Here is a 22,626-nt window from a genome sequence, read left to right as displayed (position 1 = left end):
TACGGCGCTGTTTCAGTATTTATAACACATTACTGTCATATTATTTGACCTTTTCATTTTTTAATTGTATTGCAAGGAGCAATCATTAAATAATAAAAGGACAAATAAATGGCACATAAATACATTAACTTCATGGGGCTGGATTTTAATAAGATAGAGGAGGTGAAAAAGTCGTTCTCTGGATTTGAAAAACGGATACAAATCAACAATGATGACTTTGACGATGAGCTATTCTATTTTTGTTGCTTTATGGATTACTTTCTTGAACGTCATACCAACGTATCGTTCCCAGCTTATTATAAATTTTGCGTGTCTCTGGATGCTTACCTGTACTCACTCATGTATCTCGAAGAAAACACCTCAATGACGAACTTAATCGGCTTCTTCCCCGGCAAGCTGTTCTGGCATACCGTTGATAATGGAAATGATAATGTTTTTTATATACTTCTTTCATTTTATATGAATGAATGGAAAAAGGAGAAGAGTTCTGATGAGTAAACAGGGAGATGTTCTTGACGGTAATGAGAAAAGCAAAAAACCTCGAATAGAAAAAACAATTAAGCAAAAAATAGCTTCGGCACAGATGCATTTAAATCGTTTGAAATATAAGTCTAAGCAAGAATCCAAGCAGATTGAAACACGGCAGAAAATTATTTTGGGGGCTGAAGTTGCCAAAGCTCTTGATTGTGACATTTTTACTGTTGATAAGGAACTGGTTTTAGGGGTTTTATTAGATATCCCTCATTTACATCCTGATGATAAGGTAAGGTTTAGAAAGAACGGTCTGTTATTTCTGGCGAGTATGAAGGGAAGGAAGACGTAATATAACAGTGAACCTGCTTAAAACTTGTTTTGAGCGGGTGAAGTGTTGAACAAGCCCCAGAGGGCGCGATAGTATAATTTGATTAATTAATTTGATATATTCAAAATGATAATTTATTGTTTTCACGTCCAGACAATAGGAAAAATAGTTATTGTTATTAAATAAATTATCTTTACTGATGTTTCTTTACCTAAAATAAGAAGGGCCAAAAGGCCCTTGTAAGCATTTTTTATTTGTTAGTTCGTGTAATCTGATGAAACTCTACAGGGGTATAAGGCTCAAAACTCATAGCGTATCCATAACAAACATCGGTCCATTGGTGATTGTTAAAAAATGAAATGACTATTTGTTTAACTGTTTGATATCCAATGTTAAACTTATTTCTCAGTTCATATTCAAATTCTGACCACTCTATCTCTTCCTTATTTTCTATTTTTCGATCATATTTTTCGAAGATGTCATGCGCACTATCGATATCATCTTCATTCCAATCCATAGAAAGAATCAAAGACTCTACCGGGTGGGCTTGATAATCAATAGTCTCGCCAAGAATACGTACATGATATTTAAGCTTCTCAAGTTCTTTATATATTTCTTCTATATTCATATCTTACCCTCCATTTGATAAATTGCTGTACTGGTTATAGATACGGCATCTTGTATTTTACCCTGAAGCTCATGAACATCCTGCGGATTAGGGGATCCTTTATTCATCGAAATTTCATATGAGTTTAACCTTTTTTGGGCTTCAATAATGAGTGTTCGGATATTTCCATCTGGTCCATTGGCATTTATAGTGCTCAGGGCTATATCAAAATGTTCTCGCGTTTTACGGATTAATTCAATCGGGCGCATTCCACGCTTTATATCTTGGGAAGCCGTGGGAAGTTTCCTTATTTCTTCTTGTGCTCGTTTTAATGAATCAGAAATATTGGTTAAATTTATTTTCCGAATGTCTGATTTTATCTGGTTTTTATAACTACGTGCTTCAGAGGCTTGCCATATGGTAATAATCATACTGAGTATGGTTACGATAGTACCTACTATTGTTATAATGCTATCTTGTGTCAAAATAAGCCCCTTTTAGTAAAGCATTTTAAATAACCTATGCTCATCTATCCTCTTTGTTCATCTTACTGTGGTGAAGGGCTATAAAAAGCCCTTCACTTATTAAAGAGTAGGGTTCAACAATAAAATATTAAACCTTACCCGTTCCTCTACAATTAGGGCAAGGAGCACCAGCCCCAAGAGCCGAGATGGAAAGGGATTTAAAGAACTCTGTTCCCTGATAAGACTCAAGCACTACTTCTAGTTTTGATATAGTAATTAAGAAATCTCTACTGTCCTCTGACCGTATATCACCACCGTTTCTCAATATTTCAGGGTGTTCGTGTCTCAGTGCCAATAATAAATGCCGTATCGCTTCTTTTGTATGTAAACCTAAATCATCCTTCATTTTATTCTCCCGGTTGATTTTCTCGCTTCATTCAGACGGTCATAAAACTCTTCTGCAGCCCGGTTTTCTTTGATGAGTGACGTACCGCTTCTCCCATCACCTACATCCTGACAGCTTTTAATGTCTTCAAAGTGCTGAATAAATTGTTCAGAAAACGTTCTGAAAATAACTTTTTCATCAACAATATCTGCTTCGCAACAGAGTGCTACAAGTTCTAAAGCATTAATATTTTTAACGACATCAACTGTCACAGGGTTTTGAGGATTAATTTTACTTAAGGCAGAAATATGATCCCATAATGGGAGAATGATCTGTCGCTGTGTTAACTCTCGTTGATTTTTCGTTGTCTTTCTTGTTGCCAGATATGAAAAAACTGCAGTAGCTAAATTTCCTAATGCAGCAACAGATGCGCAGATAGCAGCAACTTTTACAACACTTTCCAGTTCCATTGTTACCCTTATAATCAACGACCTGATGTGGTCAGATAATCTAACGCTATCACATACATAAGGCAAGGTTTTCCCCTCCAGCTGTTTACCGGAGGGATTGAAAAATAAGGGATTATACTACTTCTTCTGTTTTCGCAAATTCAAACGGCCTGATCATGGAATTGCTGTTAGCATCAAGGAAATCAGCCCACCACTGAAGCATCAGGCGGCGCTGATCAAGGTGCTTGGCTTTGTGGGTATAAGCTGCACGGACGCTATTGCTTTCCTTGTGGCTCATCTGAAGCTCTACTGCGTCTTCTGACCATAAACCGGACTCAATTAAGGCACTACAGGCCAGTGTGCGAAAACCGTGTCCACAGATGTCCTGCTTCGTGTCATAGCCCATATTGCGAAGGGCTTTGTTGATGGTGTTTTCACTCATAGGTTTAAACGAGTCATAACAGCCAGTAAAGATTAATCCGTCATCATTGCCTTCTTCATAAGTCAGTTGTCGGATCTCTTTCAGTATCCTCATGGCTTGCTTACAAAGGGGAACAAAGTGCTTACGCTTCATTTTGGCACCACGAGTCGAATGTTTCACGTTTTCAATTGCTTCCCGCTGTTCGGGGATCACCCATAACTTACTTTTGAAATCAATTTCAGACCAGCGAGCGAAACGAAGCTCACTGGAACGAATGAAAATCATCAGGTTGAGCTGAATAGCCAGTATGGTTAACCTGCGACCTTTGTATTCGGCAATTTTTTTCAGTAGTTGTGGGATTTCTTCCAGCTCCAGTGCAGGGCGGTGTTCAGTCTGTGGTTTCTGAACTGCACCTTCCATATCATAGGCGGGGTTATGGCGTATCAGTTTTTGCTGGACTGCATGGCGGAGGATCGCCGTAATGTATTGTTGAATGCGCATGGCAACTTCAAGATAACCAAGTGCCTCAACCTTTTTCACCGGAACCAGCAAGTCACCCGTATCCAGTTCAGCAACATCTTTATCGCCAATAGTCGGGAAGACATAGGTTTCAAGGCGCTTCCATACGGAGTCACCATAATCTTTTGACCATTTTGTTTTCGTGGAGAACCAAGCTTTAGCCACCACAGTGAAGGTGCGTGTCTTATCACGCTTGGCCTTTAGTTCTTTAACCTCTGCTTGTTTCTTTGCATTAGGGTCAATGCCCTGAGCAAGAAGCCTTCTGGCTTCATCACGGCGCTGTCTTGCGTCAGAAAGAGAAACAGCAGGGTAAACACCAATAGAGAAGAGTTTTTGCTTCCCTTCAAAACGGTAGGCCATTTGCCAGTATTTCGAACCTTTAGGGGTAACACGAAGGAACATACCAAAGCCATCAGTAAGCTTGTATTCCTTCTCAAGGGGTTTTGCATTTTTTGCTTTAATATCAGTCAGTGACATGAAAACATCCCCTCGATTGTTGGTAAAAGGGAAATCGAACCAGCATTACCAGCATTTTTACCATCAAAATGATATGGCTTCGAGTGGTTTTTAGTGAACGAGGGTGAACGACTGAAGAGGGATAACCAACTGATAGAAATGCAGAAAGCAGACGTCAGTGAACGTCTGCTTCCCTTAAATTGGCTCCTCTGACTGGACTCGAACCAGTGACATACGGATTAACAGTCCGCCGTTCTACCGACTGAACTACAGAGGAATCGTGTGAACGGGGCGCATATTATCGATGCTCCCCCGGGATGTCAAAGGCAGAATGCACATTTCCGATCGTTTGCCGAATTATTCTCCACTTCGCGCAATTGTCAGGCATTTTTTCGCGGATATTTCCACAGCCAGCGTCCGCTGACCATCCGCCAGTAGAACAGCGCACCCCGCACAGCCCAGTCGAGGAACATCCCCAGCCAGACGCCGACCACACCCCATCCAAGCATCACCCCGAGCGTATACCCCGCGACAACGCGACATCCCCACATGCCGAGCATCGATACCCACATCGCAAAGCGGGCATCGCGCGCCCCTTTCAGCCCGGCGGGTAATACCCATGAGGCCGCCCAGATGGGCATAAAGGCCGCGTTGAGCCAGATGAGGATCTTTACGACCTCTTTAACGTCATCTTCGTGGGTATAGAACGAGGCCATCAGCCCGGCAAACGGCGCGGTTCCCCAGGCGATCAGCGTCAGCCCAATGGTCGACAGCCAGAAGACGTGCCGCAGCTGCCGCTCCGCCTGGCCTATCTGCCCTTTCCCGAGCCGTTTACCCGTAATAATGGTCGATGCCGAACCCAGCGCGTTACCCGGCAGGTTAATCAGCGAGGCAATAGAGAAGGCGATAAAGTTACCGGCGATAACGTCGGTGCCCATCCCGGCGACAAACATCTGCGTGAGCAGCTTCCCGCCGTTGAACAAGACCGATTCAATGCTCGCAGGAATGCCGATCCCCATCACTTCCCAGATAATCGCGAAATTAAAGGGGCGGAAATAGCTTTTTAGCGTCAGACGCAGCGAGGGGGTGATCCCCACCATCAGCACCCCAATGATGGCTACCGCACCGATATAGCGTGAAATGGTTAACCCCAGTCCGGCACCGACGACCCCCAGCCCCTCCCACGAGAACACGCCGTAGATCAGCACGCTGCTGATAATGATATTCAGGATATTCATCCCGCCGTTGATCAGCAGCGGAATTTTGGTGTTGCCCGCCCCGCGCAGCGCACCGCTGCCAATCAGCGCAATGGCCGCCGCCGGATAGCTTAAGACGGTCATTTCCAGGTAGGTCAGCGCCAGGTCTTTAACCTCGTTAGTGGCCTCCCCGGCGACAAAATCGATAATCTCTTTACCGAAATAGTGGATCACCGCCGCCAGAACGATCGAAAAAATGGTCATGATCATCAGCGACTGGCGGGCCGCCTCGCGTGCACGTTTGGGATCAAGCTTGCCGAGGCTAAAGGCCACCACCACCGTCGTCCCGAGATCTATGGCGGCAAAGAACGAGATCACCACCATGTTAAAGCTGTCCGCCAGCCCAACCCCAGCCATCGCCTCTTTACCCAGCCAGCTCACCAGGAAGGTGCTCAAAACCCCCATCAGCAGAACGCAGGTATTTTCCAGGAAGATAGGCACGGCAAGAGGGGTGATTTCACGCCAGAACAGGACACGATAGCTTTTACGTTTTGCATACCATGGCGTGCGCGTTATCGCCTGGCGTAAGGAGGCAGTGACGTTCAAAATGGACCTTAGCGAGAAAAGTTGAAACTCCATTTCAAATGATGGGGGACAAATGCTAATCCTGCAAAGTATTTTCCAGAAAAAGATGGGTGGATTTACAACAAACTGACGACAGAATCAGCAATCAGTCGATTTTCCCTAAGATCAGGTTTGACAAAAGTTTTTTCGCCGCTAAGATAAGCCTCCACAACGATTCCTCTGTAGTTCAGTCGGTAGAACGGCGGACTGTTAATCCGTATGTCACTGGTTCGAGTCCAGTCAGAGGAGCCAAATTTAAAAAGCCTGCTTTTAAAGCAGGCTTTTTGCTTTGCGGATGAGGGAAAATGAACGCTCTGTTTGTCTACGGCACGCTGCGCCCGGGCCACTCTAATGCGCATATTCTTGAAAACATCGGCGGCGAATGGCTGGCCGGTTCCGTATCCGGCACGTTTTACGAACGCGGCTGGGGCGCCGCGGCGGACTTCCCGGGAATTCTGCTCCACCCTGATGGCCCCCGCGTCGAAGGCTATCTGTTTATCTCGGATAACCTTGCCGCAAACTGGCAAATGCTGGACGAGTTTGAAGACGGCTACGATCGGGTTGAGGTCATGGTAACCACCCTTGAAGGCAAGCAGGTTCAGGCCTGGATTTATCAGCTACAGCCGCGTTCTGAATCATAAAAAAAGGCTCTCTGTCACCAGAGAGCCTTTTTCATTATTCGCTGCGATTACTCGCTTTTTGCTTCGCCGTTTTTGATTTCGCCCATCACTTTCAGCTTTTTAGAGATGTCGCGACGCTCTTTGGACAGCTCAGCGTTTTTGATGATGTAGTCATCAACGCGGTCTTCATAGTCGCTCTTCATGCTGGCGATGATGCCCTGAATAGCTTCAACGCTCATACCTGGCTTGATGTAGTCGCTCAGGTTGTCGAGCAGCAGAACACGTTTCTGGTTGTCACGGATCTTCTTCTCAACGTCCTGGATTTCACGCTGCAGCTTGTTTTTGCGGCGGAACAGGCGGACGAATTCCAGAACATCCTGGAACGAAGGCTTGGTAGTTTCCATTTTTACACCCCTGATAATGTGAGATTCGGATTCGTTAAGGCAACCGTTGTAACAATAACCTTACTGACAGCGGCTGCGAATGACAATGAGTATATCGTTTAAAGCTATCATAACCCCAATTGCTGCTGAATCGAAGCAGCAGCCGTCACATACGCCTTTTATTTGCGCAGCGCCCGGCAAATAAGGTGCGATAACAGCTCAAGCTGCCGCGCCAGTTCCATGCTCAGCCAGACGTAGCCATGAATTGGCGTTTCCGCCACGTTATCGCTCTGGCGCTCATTGATGAGCTGCTTCAGCTCCGCGACGATCTCATTCAGCCGCTCGCTGTTGGCCAGTATCGGCTGCGGGTTCCCTTCATAGAGCGCATGGGCGATGGTCAACAGCGTTTGCTGCGTCATCTGCTGGGTCTCTTTGAGAGTCTGCGCGTTAAGCATCAACAGATGGCTGGGACGCGAGGCCCAGTGGGCGTTGATTTGCAGTTCAAGCATGCAGACCAGATTGCGGCTTACCGTCTGGATGGCTTCGAAAATCGATTTCTGAATATGGGTTTCTTTGCTGGCGGGCGTGATCAGGCCGCGCATTTTGACCACGTCGTTGAGGATTGTTTGCAGATGCTTTTCCAGCCGGGGACGCTCGACCAGATTCGGAGAAAAACCGGCCTGATAGACGCGGTTAAAGGCGGTGACGTAGTTCGCCATCTGAATACGCCAGTGCAGAAAAGCGCGCTGCGGCCAGATGCCGGTGAAGAGCATGGCCAGCAGTGATCCCAGGATAACATCCCCGCTTCGCCACAGCGCGGTGGTCATATCCCCGGCGGGCGCACCGACAACCACCGCGAGAGTAATCCCAATCAGCAAGGCCTGATACGGTCTTTTGCCCAACGCCAGCCAGCCGCACAGGAACATGGCGGCCCCGCACCATGCCAGCATCACGGGAAATGAGATGAGCTCCAGCTTCAGGGCAATAAGCCCAAGGGCCGAGCCTAAAACCGTCCCGCCAATTCGCTCAAAGGCGCGCGGAACAACGTTCCCCCAAAACGAGATGGGCCCCATCACCACCACCAGGGTGATCAGCGGCCACGTCCCTTCCGGAACATCAAGCAAACGGACCAGTACAAACGTCAATACGAACGCCAGCGCGATGCGGCACCCGTGCACCACGCGGTAATGTTTGTACAACCGAATTTCAAAAGGGGTTAATGATTTGTCGGGACGCACACCCGCTCTCCAGCTACACGGCAAATCACAATTGTACTGTGTTTTCAGCCGGGCGGATCGCTCCCGGCTGAAAAACCCTTCATTTAGCAGGCTTAAGCCGTTTTATGCTCTACCGCGATATACATTTCGATATCCCAGTAGCCGTCTGCATTGCCGTCATTGAGATAGCGTTCGAAGCAGGGTTTAAGCGCCATCTGGTACTTATTGTCCTGCAGCAGAGAGTTGAAGAACTGATACCACGGCGTGGCGAAGTCGTAGTTTTCCACGCGCGCCGTCGCCACGGCATAATCCCCGGCCGCGATTTCCGTCATCATGACGCCTTCGCTGTTTTCCGGGATAACGAAATCGTCCGGTACCGTAACGGCCGTATCGCAGCGCAGTTTTTCTGCCGGGACCTCGTCGGGGTTATCGTAGTAGACCGCAACCCACTCCAGCGGCTCAATGTGGCGCCCGTCCACCCACATCACCAGCTGTTCAAAGCCCTGTTTAACCGTTTGTTCCCACGGTCCGACCAAATGAAAACCGGCAATCTTACGTTTCTGTTGCTGCTTGATGCTGTAGTCCATGCTGCCTCCATTTATTACTGTATATTTATACACTATAAAGCTGGATTACTATTATCGGCAAACGAGGAGTGTTTATTATGTGAGCAGACTCGCAACCCTGCCAGTCTGCCCATCAGCGGTTAAAGCGTGTGGTGGAGATAATCGCTCATGCGAGAGAACAGTCCGCCCTTATCAACGGCTTCCAGCGTCACCAGCGGCCAGTGCGCCACCACCTTGTCACGGTCATAGAGCTGGATCTCCCCGACCCGCTGATGCGCAGCAATCGGCGCTTCCAGCTCTTTTTTATCCAGCACGTATTTGGCTTTGATGTTCGGCACTTCCGCTTTCGGCAAGGCCAGCCAGAAATCCTGGTCGGTGCCCAGTTTCACCTGCTCCTTATCGCCGTACCAGATACGCTCTGTCCCCACTTTTTTACCGCTATGCAGGATTTGCACCGTATCGAAGTTCTGCTGCCCCCAGTGCAGCAGTTTCCGGGCCTGGTCCTCACGGCCTTTCGGGCTGTCCGCCCCCATCACCACCGCGATTAAACGGCGCTGGCCGTCAACGGCGGACGCAATCAGGTTAAAGCCCGCTCCCGAGGTATGCCCCGTTTTAAGCCCGTCCACGTTCATGGTTTTATCCCACAGCAGGCCGTTACGGTTTTGCTGGGTGATCCCGTTCCAGGTCAGGCTCTTTTCGCTGTACATATGGTAAAACTCAGGCTCGCCGTGAATGATGGCCCGGGAGAGTACGGCCAGGTCATAGGCCGAGCTGTGCTGGCCCGGCGCGTCCAGCCCGTGGACGGTTTCAAAGTGCGTATCGCGCAGGTTCAGCTTCTGCACGTAGTCGTTCATCATCTTCACAAACTGCGGCTGACCGCCCGCCACGTGATCGGCCAGCGCCACGCAGGCGTCGTTGCCGGAATCGACAATCAGACCGCGGCTTAAATCACGCACGGAGACGCGATCGCCCTCTTTCAGGAACATCAGCGACGAGCCGTCAAAAACCGGGTTGCCTTTTGCCCACGCGTCACGCCCGACGGTGACAATGTCGTCCGGCGTAATGCGATGGCTATCAATGGCCCGATCAACCACATACCCTGTCATCAGTTTGGTCAGGCTCGCCGGATTACGTTGTTGATGTTCGTTGCCCGCCGTTAAGATCTGACCAGTCGTGTAGTCCATCAGCACCCAGGAGCCAGCCTGAATGGCCGGAGGCTGCGGCGAAAAATCCAGTGGTTCGGCCGCAAAAGCAGATGAGACACTCGAAGCGAGTAAAGAAACAGCAATAAACAGACGGCGTTTCAACGGTATATCCTCAGGTCATTAAAAATCGATGACCTTTTTACGGGAGTTCTGATGTCGTTACCTGGCTTAATTGCAAAAAAATGTGACAGAGCACAGATTTTTCTCTGATGCTGGCGCGCAAATTTGCTCGACAGCGGTGCTTTTTATTCGGTCTGAACCGCACGATCGTTTACCATAGTGACGTCATTTTTTAACAGGATGGTATTACTGGTGTCTGACTCTGCCGCTCGCCCGACTTTTTTATTTCATGACTACGAAACCTTTGGCACGCACCCGGCGCTGGACCGACCGGCGCAGTTTGCCGCCATCCGTACCGACGACGAATTCAACATTATTGGCGAGCCTGAGGTCTTTTACTGCAAACCGGCTGATGACTACCTGCCGCAGCCCGGGGCGGTCATGGTCACCGGGATCACGCCTCAGGAAGCGCGCGAGAAAGGCGTTAACGAGGCAGAATTCGCCCGACGCATCCACGATCTGTTTACCGTCCCCAATACCTGCGTGGTCGGTTACAACAACATCCGCTTCGATGACGAAGTAACGCGCAACATCTTCTATCGCAACTTCTACGATCCCTATGCCTGGAGCTGGCAGAACCGCAATTCACGCTGGGATTTGCTCGACATCATGCGCGCCTGTTATGCCCTGCGTCCTGAGGGCATTAACTGGCCGGAAAACGAGGAAGGGCTGACCAGCTTCCGGCTGGAACACCTGACGCGCGCCAACGGCATCGAGCACAGCAATGCCCACGACGCGATGGCGGACGTCTATGCCACCATTGCCATGGCGAAGCTGGTGAAAAACGCGCAGCCCCGGCTGTTTGAGTATCTGCTGAGCCACCGCAGCAAGCAGAAGCTGATGACCCTTATCGACGTGCCGCAGATGAAACCCCTGGTGCATATTTCCGGCATGTTTGGTGCCTGGCGCGGTAATACCAGCTGGGTCGCCCCGCTGGCGTGGCATCCGGACAACCGTAATGCGGTCATCATGGTGGATTTAGCCGGCGATATTTCGCCGCTGCTGGAGCTCGACAGCGATACCCTGCGCGAACGGCTCTATACCCCGAAAAATGAACTCGGCGATCTGCCCGCGGTGCCGGTCAAACTGGTGCATATCAATAAATGTCCGGTACTCGCGCAGGCGAATACGCTGCGCCCGGAAGATGCGGACAGACTGGGCATTAACCGTCAGCGCTGCCTTGATAACCTGAAAGTGCTGCGCGATAACCCGCAGGTGCGCGAGAAAGTAGTTGCTATCTTTGCCGAGGCGGAGCCGTTCGTGCCGTCTGAAAACGTGGATGCCCAGCTCTACAACGGCTTCTTCAGCGATGCCGACCGCGCGGCGATGAATATCGTTCTGCAAACCGAGCCGCGTAACCTGCCGGCGCTGGATATCACCTTTGCCGATAAACGCATCGAAAAGCTGATGTTTAACTACCGCGCGCGTAACTTCCCCGGCACGCTGGACGAGGCTGAGCAGGATCGCTGGCTGCAGCATCGTCGCAATGTCTTTACCCCTGAGTTCCTTAATAGCTATGCCCAGGAGCTGGAAATGCTTTATGGCCAGTATGAGGGGAATGCTGAGAAACAGGCGCTGTTGAAATCCCTGTTCCAGTACGCTCAAGAGATTGTCTGAGCGAGGGGTATAAAAAAAGCCGGAGGCGATGTCTCCGGCTTTTTTTTGCCCGCTGGCACAGGCCAACGGGTGTGTCGTTTTGTAGGCCGGGCAAGCGCTAGCGCCACCCGGCAAGTCATTACGCGACGTCTTCGTACTGAGGAACCGGGTTACGGAAGCTCTTCGTGACGCAGGCCAGGTAAATCAGGCCGATACCCGCCCAAATCAGGCCAAGCACCATAGAGCTCTCTTCCAGGTTAACCCACAGCGCGCCCACGGTCAGGGCACCACATACTGGAAGCACCAGATAGTTGAAGTGGTCTTTCAGCGTTTTGTTGCGCTTCTCACGGATCCAGAACTGTGAGATCACGGAGAGGTTAACGAAGGTAAACGCCACCAGCGCACCGAAGTTAATCAGCGCGGTCGCCGTCACCAGGTCGAATTTAATCGCCAGCAGGGCAATAGCGCCAACCAGCAGCACGTTCCACGCCGGAGTACGCCATTTCGGATGAACGTAGCCGAAGAAACGGGTCGGGAATACGCCGTCACGGCCCATCACGTACATCAGACGAGAAACGCCTGCGTGTGCCGCCATGCCGGACGCCAGTACGGTCACGCTGGAGAAGATCAGCACGCCCCACTGGAAGGTTTTACCCGCTACATACAGCATGATTTCAGGCTGTGACGCATCTGGATCTTTAAAGCGAGAGATGTCCGGGAAGTACAGCTGCAGGAAGTAGGAAGCTCCGATAAAGATCAGGCCGCCAATCAGCGCTGTCAGGAAAATCGCTTTCGGGATCACGCGCTCAGCATCTTTGGTCTCTTCGGACAGAGAAGAGATACCGTCAAAGCCCAGGAACGAGAAGCACAGAATCGTCGCACCGGTAATCATCGGCACAACGTGCGCACCTTCAGACCAGAATGGACGCGTGCTGGTCAGCGTACCTGCACCTTCACCGTGAGAAACACCGTAGATGATCAGGCCAACGATAACCGCCACAATACCCATCTGCAGTATAACAATCAGGGTGTTGAAGTTCGCCACGGTCTTGATGCTGCGCAGGTTAGAGATGGTCATAAAGGCCACCAGCGCGACAACGAAGATCCACGATGGAACAGAAGGCACCAGCGCTTCGAAGTAAATTTTTGCCAGCAGAATATTGATCATCGGCATGAACAGATAGTCCAGCAGAGATGACCAGCCCACCATGAAGCCAACCGCCGGGCTGATGGATTTTTGGGCATAGGTATAGGCAGAGCCTGCAGACGGGAAACGGCGAACCAGTTTACCGTAGCTCAGCGCAGTAAAGAGAATGGCGACCAGCGCAAAGGCGTACGCCGTTGCCACATGACCGTCTGTGAGGCCTGATACGATACCGAATGTATCGAACAGCGTCATCGGTTGCATATAGGCAAGGCCCATCATAACAACCGGAATCAACGTAAGCGTTTTACGTAATTCCACGCGAGAGGTGTTTGGAGTTGCGTTATGCGACATAGTTATTCTCCTTTACGGTGATAACCGCCACGTAAGCGAAAAATTGCCCCATTTCTTTCTTCCTCAGCGACAACAACTGTCGGATTTTAGTAAATATCTATCCGGTACGAAGCCCGGCCTCTTGGTTTTTAGTTTCGTTTCGTACATGCAAAAAAAAATAACCGACGCCTTTTATATCGTCGATTATTCATTTGGTTGCAGCGGCGGCATTTTGCCCCACATCGGATACAAAAGGCAATACTTTGCAACGCCCGGTCCGTTTTTCTTTTTGCTAACTGGCTGATTTCTGGACGCCGGGCTGAGAGTAAACGGCGGCGATAGCACTATTTGCTAAAATCTCGTCTCGCCACCAGGCGCTGGCCAGCCCGGCAGTTTGTTCATTCCAGCCTACCCACACCGATTCATTACTGCTTTGAGCAAGTACCTGTTTTTCAACAAGCGCGCCGCTGTCAATAAACCGCTGCGCCAGATAGCGAGGTAAATAGCCGCAGCCGAGGCCGCTTATTTGCAGTTCCAGCTTGGTTTTATAGTCGAAAACGGTAATAGCCTCCTGCTCATCAAGCAGCTGCGAGGAAACCGAGCATTCCGGACGAGAACTGTCCCCAACAACTATGGCGCGGTAGCCTTTAATCACGCGACGGTTAAGCGGCTCGGGTTCCTGAGCCAGGGGATGATGAGGCGCTATGGCAAATACCTGCTCGAGCACGCCCAGCCGGGCAAAACCAAAATCACTCAGCTGGGGAGGCTCATGGAGCGCACCGACGAAAATGTCCGCCCTGCCCTGCGTTAAGGCATCCCAGGAGCCACCCAGCACGCCGTTGATAAAGATAAGCCGGGTCACGCTGTGGTGTTGATAGAAGGCTTCAATCAGCGGCGTCAGGAGAGAAAACGGAAAGGTATCATCCACGCCAATAACCAGCTCGTTTTCCCAACCCTGATGGAGTTTTACGGCCTGTTTTTCGAGTTCACGAACGGTATGGAGGACTTCGCGACCTTTTTCCAGCAGCATCTGCCCGGTACGGGTGAAACGTGCGCGGTGTCCGGAGCGATCGAGGATCTGGATATTGAGATCGCTTTCCAGTTTTTGGACGGTATAGCTCAACGCAGATGGGGTTTTGTAGAGCTTTGCTGACGCAGCGGCAAAGCTCCCCTCTTTTTCCAGAGCATCCAGAATAATAAGAACATCCAGCAGCGGTTTCATGCTCGCCCCCCTTCTGGTGCGCGATCTTCTCCGCTGCGGGTCTTATTCCATGGGCATCACCAGCGGATCGGGATACTGATACTCAAACCCCAGCTCATGACAAATGCGATTGCCATCAACAATTTTGCCTTTACTGTCATCCTTTGCCTCACCAAAAACCGGCGGAGCCAGACCCAGCTGACGTGCCATCAGCGGGTAAAACGTGCTGCGTGCCGGATGAGAAGGTGCACATATATTATAGATGTGTCCACCTTTCGGAGCCTGTAAGAGTAGCTCAATCGCAGCAACAACATCGTCAAGATGCACAAGATTGACGACATGCTGGCCGTCTGGCGCAGACTTACCGGCAAAAAAGCGTCCCGGATGGCGGCCAGGGCCCACCAGCCCCGCCAGACGTACGATATCGACCTGCGTGCCGGGAAGATTATGCAGCCAGTCTTCCAGCTCTTTCAGAACCTGACCGCTCGCCGTCACGGGACGGCGCTCGGAACTCTCTTTCACCACGCCCTCAACTTCGCCATACACCGACGTCGAGCTGGTAAAAATGATGCGCGGAACATGGTGCGCCAGCGCGCTGTCGACGATCTCCTGCATCGCCTGCAGATAAAACGACTCGCCCGGGCCACTGCGCCGCGCGGGGAGCGTGATCACCAGCGCATCGACGTTCATCAGCGTGTCCAGATCGTCAGCATCACACACCAGCTCCGGTTCAAGGCGCAGCTCAACGCCATCAATACCGCACATGCGCGCTGCCTCTACCCCATCCGCCGTGGTTTTGCTCCCGGTCACCTGCCAGCCTTTCGCGGCTAATGACATCGCCAGCGGCATTCCCAGCCACCCTAAACCGACAATCGCGACCTTTTTCATGCGAATTCTCCTGACTCTCACTCGTCTTTTATAAGGCTACGCCAGCCCGGCAGAACACACAATTCATAGCATCAATATGAAATGAATTAATGATCAAAAAAAGCCCTTGCAATATGTCGTACAACTGGTTTAGGTTAAAAGACATCAAATGAATAAGCATTCATCGAGAATTTATATGACACGCGTTCAATTTAAACACCACCATCATCACCATCATCCTGACTAGTCTTTCAGGCGATGTGTGCTGGAAGACGTTTGGATCTTCCAGTGGTGCATGAACGCATGAAAAAGCCCCCGGAAGATCTTCTTCCGGGGGCTTTTTTTTGGACCGAATTCAGACAGGTTAAAACAGGTTAACGAGGAATAAAGAATGTTAGATAACTCACGCTTACGCATAGCTATTCAAAAATCAGGCCGTTTGAGCGACGATTCACGCGAACTGCTGGCCCGCTGCGGGATTAAAATTAACCTGCACACCCAGCGCCTGATTGCTCTGGCTGAAAACATGCCCATCGACATTCTGCGCGTGCGTGATGACGATATTCCCGGCCTGGTCATGGACGGCGTCGTTGACCTCGGCATCATCGGGGAAAACGTGCTGGAAGAAGAGCTGCTGACCCGCCGCGCGCAGGGCGAAGATCCGCGTTATTTCACCCTGCGTCGTCTGGACTTCGGCGGCTGCCGCCTGTCGCTGGCCACGCCGGTTGACGAAACGTGGGACGGCCCGGCCGCGCTGAACGGCAAACGTATCGCCACCTCTTACCCTCACCTGTTAAAGCGTTATCTCGACCAGAAAGGCGTGCAGTTTAAATCCTGCCTGCTGAACGGCTCCGTTGAAGTGGCGCCGCGTGCGGGTCTGGCGGACGCCATCTGTGACCTCGTCTCTACCGGCGCGACGCTGGAAGCCAACGGTCTGCGCGAAGTGGAAGTGATCTACCGCTCTAAAGCGTGCCTGATTCAGCGCGACGGCGACATGGCCGACGCCAAGCAGCAGCTGATCGACAAGCTGCTGACCCGCATTCAGGGCGTGATTCAGGCGCGTGAGTCCAAATACATCATGATGCACGCCCCAACCGAGCGTCTGGATGAAGTGATTGCCCTGCTGCCGGGCGCTGAGCGTCCAACCATCCTGCCGCTGGCGGGCGATCAGCAGCGCGTGGCGATGCACATGGTGAGCAGCGAAACCCTGTTCTGGGAAACCATGGAAAAACTGAAGGCGCTGGGCGCAAGCTCCATCCTGGTGCTGCCTATTGAGAAGATGATGGAGTAATGGCCATGAGCTTTAACACAATCATCGACTGGAACACCTGTAGCGACGCACAGCAGCGCGAGCTGCTGATGCGCCCGGCGATTTCCGCCTCTGAGAGCATCTCACGCACCGTGGCGGAGATTCTGGATAACGTCAAAGCCCGTGGCGATGACGCGCTGCGTGAATACAGCGCGAAGTTTGACAAGACGGAAGTCGGTGCATTACAGGTTACCGAGCAGGAAATCATTGATGCCAGCAATCGTCTGGGTGACGATATCAAGCAGGCGATGGCCGTCGCGGTGAAAAACATTGATACCTTCCACACCGCGCAAAAGCTGCAGACCGTGGATGTCGAAACCCTGCCCGGCGTGCGTTGTCAGCAGGTCACGCGCCCGGTTGCATCCGTTGGCCTCTATATCCCTGGCGGCTCTGCCCCGCTTTTCTCCACCGTACTGATGCTGGCAACACCCGCGCGCATTGCCGGGTGTCAGAAAGTGGTGCTTTGCTCACCGCCACCGATTGCCGACGAGATCCTCTATGCGGCGAAGCTCTGCGGCGTGCAGGCGGTCTATAAAGTGGGCGGCGCGCAGGCGATTTCGGCCCTGGCGTTTGGCACGGAATCTATTCCTAAGGTTGACAAAATTTTTGGCCCGGGCAATGCGTACGTGACCGAAGCCAAGCGCCAGGTCAGCCAGCGTCTGGACGGCGCGGCCATCGATATGCCTGCCGGCCCGTCTGAGGTGCTGGTGATTGCCGACAGCGGCGCAACGCCGGACTTCGTGGCCTCCGACCTGCTTTCTCAGGCGGAACACGGCCCGGACTCGCAGGTCATCCTGCTGACGCCGGATGCCGATATGGCGAAACGCGTGGGCGAAGCCGTTGAACGCCAGCTTGCCGACCTGCCCCGCGCCGACACGGCAAGTCAGGCGCTAGCGGCCAGCCGACTGATTGTGGCGCGCGACCTGGACCAGTGTATTGCCATCTCCAACCAGTACGGCCCGGAGCACCTGATCATTCAGACCCGCAACGCGCGCGATCTGGTTGACAGCATTACCAGCGCGGGCTCGGTGTTCCTCGGCGACTGGTCACCGGAGTCCGCGGGCGATTACGCCTCCGGCACCAACCACGTGCTGCCCACGTATGGCTACACCTCTACCTGTTCGAGCCTGGGCCTGGCGGATTTCCAGAAACGCATGACCGTGCAGGAGCTCTCCCGCGAAGGGTTTGCGTCACTGGCGTCTACTATTGAAACCCTGGCCGCCGCCGAGCGGCTGACCGCCCACAAAAATGCCGTTACGCTGCGCGTTGCAGCCCTGAAGGAGCAAGCATGAACATTGAAGAGTTAGCCCGCGAAAATGTCCGTCGCCTGACGCCTTACCAGTCGGCGCGTCGTCTGGGCGGTAAAGGGGATGTCTGGCTGAACGCCAACGAATTCCCGACGGCGGTGCAGTTTGAACTGTCGCAGCAAACGCTGAACCGCTATCCGGAGTGTCAGCCAAAGGCCGTTATTGAAAACTACGCGCAGTATGCGGGAGTGAAGCCAGAGCAGGTGCTGGTCAGCCGCGGCGCGGATGAGGGCATCGAACTGCTGATCCGCGCCTTCTGCGAGCCTGGCAAAGACGCGGTGATGTACTGCCAGCCTACCTACGGCATGTACAGCGTCAGCGCGGAAACCTTCGGCGTAGCGTGTCGCAACGTGCAGGCGCTGGAGAACTGGCAGCTGGATTTGCAGGGCATTGCCGACAATCTCGATGGTGTAAAAGTGGTGTTTGTCTGTAGCCCGAACAACCCGACCGGACAGATTATCAACCCGCAGGATATCCGCACTTTGCTGGAAATGACGCGCGGTAAAGCGCTGGTGGTTGCCGACGAAGCCTACATCGAGTTCTGCCCACAGGCGACGCTGGCAGGCTGGCTGGAAGAGTATCCGCACCTGGTGGTGCTGCGCACGCTGTCGAAAGCCTTTGCCCTTGCGGGTCTGCGCTGCGGATTCACCCTGGCAAATAAAGAGGTCATCGACCTGCTGCTGAAAGTGATCGCCCCGTACCCGCTCTCAACGCCGGTTGCCGATATTGCGGCACAGGCGCTGACGCCTCAGGGGATCAACGCGATGCGCGAGCGCGTGGCGCAAATTCTGGAGGAACGTCAGTATCTGGTGACCGCCCTGAAGGATATCCCTTGCGTGGAGCAGGTATTCGACTCTGAAACTAACTACATCCTGGTGCGCTTCACCGCATCGAGTGCCGTATTTAAATCTTTATGGGATCAGGGCATTATCTTACGAGACCAGAATAAACAACCTTCTCTGAGCGGGTGCCTGCGCATTACCGTAGGCACCCGTGCAGAGAGCCAGCGCGTGATTGACGCCCTGAAAGCGGAGAAAGTATGACCCAGAAGATCCTTTTCATCGATCGTGACGGCACCCTTATTTCGGAACCACCAGCCGATTTTCAGGTCGACCGATTCGACAAGCTGGCTTTTGAACCGGACGTGATCCCGGTGCTGCTTAAGCTGCAAAAAGCAGGCTTTAAGCTGGTGATGATCACCAACCAGGATGGTCTGGGTACCGACAGCTTCCCGCAGGCAGACTTTGACGGCCCGCATAATCTGATGATGCAGGTGCTGACCTCTCAAGGCGTGGTGTTTGATGAAGTGCTGATTTGCCCGCACATGCCGGCCGACGAGTGCGACTGCCGTAAGCCAAAGGTGAAGCTGGTAGAGCGCTACCTGGCTGAAGATGCGCTGGATAAAACCAACAGCTATGTCATCGGCGATCGAATCACCGATATCACGCTGGCGGAAAATATGGGCATCGCGGGGCTGCGCTACGACCGCAACAACCTGAACTGGGCGAAGATTGGCGAGCAGCTGACAAAACGCGACCGCTATTCCCACGTAGAGCGCAACACCAAAGAGACGCAGATTGATGTGAAGGTCTGGCTGGACCGTGAAGGCGGCAGCAAGATCCACACCGGGGTCGGTTTCTTCGATCACATGCTGGACCAGATTGCCACCCACGGCGGTTTCCGCATGGAAATTACGGTAAAAGGCGATCTCTACATAGACGATCACCACACCGTGGAAGATACCGGTCTGGCGCTGGGTGAAGCCCTGAAGCTGGCGCTCGGCGACAAGCGCGGCATTAACCGTTTCGGCTTTGTCCTGCCGATGGACGAGTGTCTGGCGCGCTGCGCGATGGACATCTCCGGCCGTCCGCACCTGGAATACAAAGCTGATTTCACCTACCAGCGCGTGGGCGATCTGAGCACCGAAATGGTGGAGCACTTCTTCCGCTCCTTGTCCTACACCATGGGCCTGACGCTGCACCTGAAGACCAAGGGCAAGAACGACCACCACCGCGTGGAGAGTCTCTTTAAAGCCTTTGGCCGTACCCTGCGCCAGGCAATTCGCGTGGAAGGTGACGCCCTGCCTTCATCGAAAGGAGTGCTGTAATGAACGTGGTCATTCTGGATACCGGATGCGCCAACCTGAACTCCGTCAAATCGGCGATTGCGCGCCACGGCTATGAGCCGGTGGTAAGCCGTGACCCGGACGTGGTGCTGCGCGCCGACAAACTCTTTTTACCGGGCGTGGGCACCGCGCAGGCGGCGATGGATCAGATTCGCGAACGAGAGCTGGTCGACCTGATCAAAGCCTGTACCCAGCCGGTGCTGGGCATTTGTCTGGGCATGCAGATCCTGGGCCGCCGCAGCGAAGAGAGCAACGGCGTTGACCTGCTGGGTATTATTGATGAAGACGTGCCGAAAATGACCGATCGCGGCCTGCCTCTGCCGCATATGGGCTGGAACCGCGTCTACGCCAAAGCGGGCGACCGGCTGTTTCGCGGCATCGAAGACGGCGCGTATTTTTACTTCGTGCACAGCTACGCCATGCCGGTGAACGTGAATACGATCGCCCAGTGCATCTACGGCGAAGCGTTTACGGCGGCCGTACAGAAAGACAATTTCTTCGGCGTACAGTTTCACCCGGAGCGCTCTGGCGTCGCGGGCGCGCAGCTGCTGAAAAACTTCCTGGAGATGTGATGATTATTCCCGCGTTAGATTTAATTGACGGTACGGTTGTCCGTCTGCATCAGGGCGATTACGGCCAGCAGCGCGACTACGGAAACGACCCGCTGCCGCGTCTGCAGGATTATGCCGCTCAGGGTGCGCAGGTACTGCACCTGGTGGATTTGACGGGCGCGAAAGATCCGGCGAAACGCCAGATCCCGCTGCTAAAACAACTTGTTGCGGGTGTTGATGTGCCCGTCCAGGTCGGCGGCGGCGTGCGTACGGAAGATGACGTCGCGGCGCTGCTGGAGGCTGGCGTGGCCCGCGTGGTGGTGGGTTCAACCGCCGTGAAAGATCCTGAGACCGTGAAAGGCTGGTTCCGCCGCTTTGGTGCCGATGCCCTGGTGCTGGCGCTGGACGTGCGTATTGACGAACAGGGTAATAAGCAGGTGGCCGTTAGCGGCTGGCAGGAAAACTCCGGTGTGACGCTGGAAGAGCTGGTCGATATCTATCTGCCCGTTGGCCTGAAGCACGTGTTGTGTACGGACATCTCCCGCGACGGGACGCTGGCGGGCTCCAACGTCTCGCTGTATGAAGAGGTCTGTGCGCGTTATCCGCAGGTGGCGTTCCAGTCTTCTGGCGGTATCGGTGATATAGAGGACGTGGCCGCGCTGCGCGGTACCGGTGTGCAGGGCGTGATTGTGGGCCGGGCCCTGCTGGAAGGTAAATTTACTGTGACGGAGGCGATTCAATGCTGGCAAAACGGATAATTCCTTGTCTTGACGTACGCGATGGTCAGGTCGTGAAAGGCGTGCAGTTCCGCAATCACGAGATCATTGGCGACATCGTTCCGCTGGCAAAACGCTATGCCGATGAAGGCGCCGACGAGCTGGTCTTTTACGACATCACCGCCTCCAGCGATGGCCGCGTGGTCGATAAAAGCTGGGTGGCACGCGTGGCGGAAGTGATCGACATTCCGTTCTGCGTGGCGGGCGGGATTAAGTCCGCTGACGACGCCGCCAAAATTCTCTCCTTTGGCGCCGACAAGATTTCTATCAACTCCCCTGCCCTGGCCGACCCGGAGCTGATCACCCGCCTCGCCGATCGTTTTGGCGTGCAGTGTATTGTGGTTGGGATCGACACCTGGTATGACGCCACAACGGGCAAGTACCACGTGAACCAGTACACCGGGGATGAAAACCGCACGCGCGTGACGCAGTGGGAAACGCTCGACTGGGTGCAGGAAGTGCAGAAGCGTGGCGCGGGCGAAATTGTCCTCAACATGATGAACCAGGACGGCGTGCGTAACGGGTATGACCTCGAGCAGCTGAAAAAAGTCCGTTCGGTCTGCCACGTTCCGCTGATCGCCTCCGGCGGCGCGGGCACCATGGAACACTTTCTCGAAGCCTTCCGCGATGCGAACGTGGACGGCGCGCTGGCCGCGTCCGTGTTCCACAAACAGATTATTAATATTGGTGAGTTAAAAACGTACCTGGCCGACCAGGGCGTGGAGATCAGGGTATGTTAACAGAGCAACAACAGGCGCAGCTGGACTGGGAAAAAACTGACGGGTTACTGCCGGTGGTTGTCCAGCATGCCGTCTCAGGCGAAGTGCTGATGCTGGGGTATATGAACCAGGACGCGCTGGCGAAAACGATCGACAGCGGCAAAGTAACGTTCTACTCGCGCACGAAACAGCGCCTGTGGACCAAAGGCGAGACCTCGGGTCATTTCCTGAATGCAGTGAGCATAACGCCTGACTGCGATAACGATACCCTGCTGGTGCTGGCAAACCCAATCGGCCCAACCTGCCATAAGGGCACCAGCAGCTGCTTTGGAGAGGCGAGCCACCAGTGGCTGTTCCTGTATCAACTGGAACAGCTGCTGGCAGAGCGTAAAACGGCGGATCCCGAGAGTTCCTATACCGCGAAACTGTACGCCAGCGGAACCAAGCGCATCGCACAGAAGGTGGGAGAAGAAGGCGTTGAAACCGCGCTGGCCGCAACGGTGCATGACCGCGAGGAGCTGACGAATGAAGCGTCGGACCTGATGTATCACCTGCTGGTGCTGCTGCAGGATCAGGAGCTGGATTTGACGGCGGTGATTGAAAATCTTCGCAAACGGCACAAATAAAAAAACCGGGGATATCCCCGGTTTTTTTTATCTGCAAA

General features: G+C 52.9%; 27 protein-coding genes, 2 tRNA genes and 1 other annotated feature. Of the genes, 14 read left to right on the top strand and 15 right to left on the bottom strand.

The genetic code is table 11. From position 1 onward, the window contains the following. The first annotated feature begins 108 nt into the window (after window positions 1-108). Together ACERY3_RS12575 and ACERY3_RS12570 are read left to right on the top strand one after the other, a co-directional pair. Complete coding sequence (locus ACERY3_RS12575; protein WP_373225778.1) at window positions 109-498, top strand: hypothetical protein; 390 nt, start codon at window positions 109-111, stop codon at window positions 496-498. After that, entirely contained in the window at window positions 491-823 is a 333-nt protein-coding gene (locus ACERY3_RS12570; RefSeq protein ID WP_373225777.1) for a conjugal transfer protein TraD, read from the top strand. Before ACERY3_RS12575 ends, ACERY3_RS12570 begins: the two co-directional genes overlap by 8 nt. A gap of 229 nt (window positions 824-1,052) precedes the next feature. Here ACERY3_RS12570 and ACERY3_RS12565 read toward each other — a convergent pair whose 3' ends face one another. From ACERY3_RS12565 to emmdR, 7 genes are all read right to left on the bottom strand, one after another. Continuing rightward, on the bottom strand, window positions 1,053-1,430 hold the full coding sequence (locus ACERY3_RS12565) for a hypothetical protein (RefSeq protein ID WP_373225776.1): 378 nt from the start codon (window positions 1,428-1,430) through the stop codon (window positions 1,053-1,055). Then, on the bottom strand, window positions 1,427-1,894 hold the full coding sequence (locus ACERY3_RS12560; protein WP_373225775.1) for a hypothetical protein: 468 nt from the start codon (window positions 1,892-1,894) through the stop codon (window positions 1,427-1,429). Before ACERY3_RS12560 ends, ACERY3_RS12565 begins: the two co-directional genes overlap by 4 nt. A 127-nt stretch (window positions 1,895-2,021) precedes the next feature. Then, entirely contained in the window at window positions 2,022-2,279 is a 258-nt protein-coding gene (locus ACERY3_RS12555) for a hypothetical protein (protein WP_373225774.1), read from the bottom strand. Next, window positions 2,276-2,728: a hypothetical protein gene (locus tag ACERY3_RS12550; RefSeq protein WP_373225773.1), complete on the bottom strand. Its 453-nt coding sequence runs from the start codon at window positions 2,726-2,728 to the stop codon at window positions 2,276-2,278. The genes ACERY3_RS12555 and ACERY3_RS12550 overlap by 4 nt, the downstream gene beginning before the upstream one ends. A 112-nt stretch (window positions 2,729-2,840) precedes the next feature. Beyond that, the gene (locus ACERY3_RS12545) at window positions 2,841-4,124 is read right to left on the bottom strand and encodes a tyrosine-type recombinase/integrase (protein ID WP_373225772.1); all 1,284 of its coding nucleotides are present in this window, start codon (window positions 4,122-4,124) and stop codon (window positions 2,841-2,843) included. A 180-nt stretch (window positions 4,125-4,304) separates the two neighbouring features. Beyond that, window positions 4,305-4,380, bottom strand: a tRNA-Asn gene (locus tag ACERY3_RS12540). A 103-nt stretch (window positions 4,381-4,483) separates the two neighbouring features. Continuing rightward, window positions 4,484-5,938, bottom strand: a complete 1,455-nt coding sequence (emmdR, locus tag ACERY3_RS12535) for a multidrug efflux MATE transporter EmmdR (protein WP_139153142.1) — start codon at window positions 5,936-5,938, stop codon at window positions 4,484-4,486. 161 nt (window positions 5,939-6,099) lie between these two features. On the opposite strand from emmdR, the gene ACERY3_RS12530 reads away from it, so the two are divergent. Both ACERY3_RS12530 and ACERY3_RS12525 read left to right on the top strand, forming a co-directional pair. Continuing rightward, a tRNA-Asn gene (locus tag ACERY3_RS12530) sits at window positions 6,100-6,175 on the top strand. Between the two features lie 53 nt (window positions 6,176-6,228). Beyond that, a complete protein-coding gene (locus ACERY3_RS12525; protein ID WP_058841463.1) occupies window positions 6,229-6,564 on the top strand; it encodes a gamma-glutamylcyclotransferase family protein in 336 nt (111 codons plus the stop codon). Window positions 6,565-6,611: 47 nt separating this feature from the next. Here the strand turns inward: ACERY3_RS12525 and ACERY3_RS12520 are convergent, their stop codons facing one another. From ACERY3_RS12520 to dacD, 4 genes are all read right to left on the bottom strand, one after another. Next, entirely contained in the window at window positions 6,612-6,947 is a 336-nt protein-coding gene (locus tag ACERY3_RS12520; RefSeq protein WP_008499467.1) for a DUF496 family protein, read from the bottom strand. Between the two features lie 158 nt (window positions 6,948-7,105). Next, the gene (locus ACERY3_RS12515) at window positions 7,106-8,164 is read right to left on the bottom strand and encodes an FUSC family protein (RefSeq protein WP_023312358.1); all 1,059 of its coding nucleotides are present in this window, start codon (window positions 8,162-8,164) and stop codon (window positions 7,106-7,108) included. A 92-nt stretch (window positions 8,165-8,256) separates the two neighbouring features. Continuing rightward, window positions 8,257-8,730, bottom strand: coding sequence for a DNA gyrase inhibitor SbmC (gene sbmC / locus ACERY3_RS12510; RefSeq protein WP_033145946.1), 474 nt, complete (start codon window positions 8,728-8,730; stop codon window positions 8,257-8,259). Between the two features lie 119 nt (window positions 8,731-8,849). Next, window positions 8,850-10,016, bottom strand: coding sequence for a serine-type D-Ala-D-Ala carboxypeptidase DacD (gene dacD / locus ACERY3_RS12505; RefSeq protein ID WP_032658759.1), 1,167 nt, complete (start codon window positions 10,014-10,016; stop codon window positions 8,850-8,852). A 198-nt stretch (window positions 10,017-10,214) separates the two neighbouring features. Here dacD and sbcB point away from each other — a divergent pair, with 198 nt between their 5' ends. After that, complete coding sequence (gene sbcB, locus ACERY3_RS12500; protein WP_370650855.1) at window positions 10,215-11,651, top strand: exodeoxyribonuclease I; 1,437 nt, start codon at window positions 10,215-10,217, stop codon at window positions 11,649-11,651. A 118-nt stretch (window positions 11,652-11,769) separates the two neighbouring features. Here the strand turns inward: sbcB and ACERY3_RS12495 are convergent, their stop codons facing one another. The 4 genes from ACERY3_RS12495 to ACERY3_RS12480 all read right to left on the bottom strand — a co-directional run bounded on the left by ACERY3_RS12495 (window position 11,770) and on the right by ACERY3_RS12480 (window position 15,196). Then, window positions 11,770-13,128: an APC family permease gene (locus tag ACERY3_RS12495; protein WP_033145948.1), complete on the bottom strand. Its 1,359-nt coding sequence runs from the start codon at window positions 13,126-13,128 to the stop codon at window positions 11,770-11,772. Further along, window positions 13,118-13,180, bottom strand: coding sequence for a membrane protein YoeI (gene yoeI, locus ACERY3_RS12490; RefSeq protein WP_099458931.1), 63 nt, complete (start codon window positions 13,178-13,180; stop codon window positions 13,118-13,120). Before yoeI ends, ACERY3_RS12495 begins: the two co-directional genes overlap by 11 nt. Before the next feature lie 219 nt (window positions 13,181-13,399). After that, on the bottom strand, window positions 13,400-14,329 hold the full coding sequence (locus tag ACERY3_RS12485) for a LysR substrate-binding domain-containing protein (protein WP_033145949.1): 930 nt from the start codon (window positions 14,327-14,329) through the stop codon (window positions 13,400-13,402). Window positions 14,330-14,371: 42 nt separating this feature from the next. Beyond that, complete coding sequence (locus ACERY3_RS12480) at window positions 14,372-15,196, bottom strand: SDR family oxidoreductase (protein ID WP_024908072.1); 825 nt, start codon at window positions 15,194-15,196, stop codon at window positions 14,372-14,374. 175 nt (window positions 15,197-15,371) lie between these two features. Between ACERY3_RS12480 and hisL the strand changes: the two genes are divergently transcribed. From hisL to hisIE, 9 genes are all read left to right on the top strand, one after another. Further along, complete coding sequence (gene hisL / locus ACERY3_RS12475) at window positions 15,372-15,422, top strand: his operon leader peptide (RefSeq protein ID WP_001364200.1); 51 nt, start codon at window positions 15,372-15,374, stop codon at window positions 15,420-15,422. Continuing rightward, window positions 15,398-15,521: a sequence feature (His leader region), on the top strand. Its footprint overlaps the gene before it by 25 nt. 45 nt (window positions 15,522-15,566) lie before the next feature. Next, on the top strand, window positions 15,567-16,466 hold the full coding sequence (gene hisG / locus ACERY3_RS12470) for an ATP phosphoribosyltransferase (RefSeq protein ID WP_033145950.1): 900 nt from the start codon (window positions 15,567-15,569) through the stop codon (window positions 16,464-16,466). A gap of 5 nt (window positions 16,467-16,471) precedes the next feature. Next, window positions 16,472-17,776 (top strand): histidinol dehydrogenase, encoded by a 1,305-nt coding sequence (hisD, locus tag ACERY3_RS12465; RefSeq protein ID WP_373225771.1) that lies wholly within the window; start codon window positions 16,472-16,474, stop codon window positions 17,774-17,776. Next, the gene (gene hisC, locus ACERY3_RS12460) at window positions 17,773-18,834 is read left to right on the top strand and encodes a histidinol-phosphate transaminase (protein WP_032658765.1); all 1,062 of its coding nucleotides are present in this window, start codon (window positions 17,773-17,775) and stop codon (window positions 18,832-18,834) included. Before hisD ends, hisC begins: the two co-directional genes overlap by 4 nt. Then, on the top strand, window positions 18,831-19,898 hold the full coding sequence (gene hisB, locus ACERY3_RS12455) for a bifunctional histidinol-phosphatase/imidazoleglycerol-phosphate dehydratase HisB (protein WP_032636078.1): 1,068 nt from the start codon (window positions 18,831-18,833) through the stop codon (window positions 19,896-19,898). The genes hisC and hisB overlap by 4 nt, the downstream gene beginning before the upstream one ends. Next, window positions 19,898-20,488, top strand: coding sequence for an imidazole glycerol phosphate synthase subunit HisH (gene hisH, locus ACERY3_RS12450; protein WP_373225770.1), 591 nt, complete (start codon window positions 19,898-19,900; stop codon window positions 20,486-20,488). Before hisB ends, hisH begins: the two co-directional genes overlap by 1 nt. Then, window positions 20,488-21,225, top strand: a complete 738-nt coding sequence (hisA, locus tag ACERY3_RS12445) for a 1-(5-phosphoribosyl)-5-[(5-phosphoribosylamino)methylideneamino]imidazole-4-carboxamide isomerase (protein ID WP_373225769.1) — start codon at window positions 20,488-20,490, stop codon at window positions 21,223-21,225. The genes hisH and hisA overlap by 1 nt, the downstream gene beginning before the upstream one ends. Then, the gene (gene hisF / locus ACERY3_RS12440) at window positions 21,207-21,983 is read left to right on the top strand and encodes an imidazole glycerol phosphate synthase subunit HisF (RefSeq protein WP_373225768.1); all 777 of its coding nucleotides are present in this window, start codon (window positions 21,207-21,209) and stop codon (window positions 21,981-21,983) included. Before hisA ends, hisF begins: the two co-directional genes overlap by 19 nt. Next, window positions 21,977-22,588, top strand: coding sequence for a bifunctional phosphoribosyl-AMP cyclohydrolase/phosphoribosyl-ATP diphosphatase HisIE (gene hisIE, locus ACERY3_RS12435; protein WP_039263829.1), 612 nt, complete (start codon window positions 21,977-21,979; stop codon window positions 22,586-22,588). The genes hisF and hisIE overlap by 7 nt, the downstream gene beginning before the upstream one ends. The last annotated feature ends 38 nt before the right edge of the window (window positions 22,589-22,626 follow it).

The organism is Enterobacter cloacae complex sp. ESBL7 (genome assembly GCF_041679625.1).
In the GTDB taxonomy this organism is placed as follows: Bacteria; Pseudomonadota; Gammaproteobacteria; order Enterobacterales; family Enterobacteriaceae; genus Enterobacter; species Enterobacter asburiae_B.
This window is presented reverse-complemented; position numbering and strand designations above follow the sequence as displayed.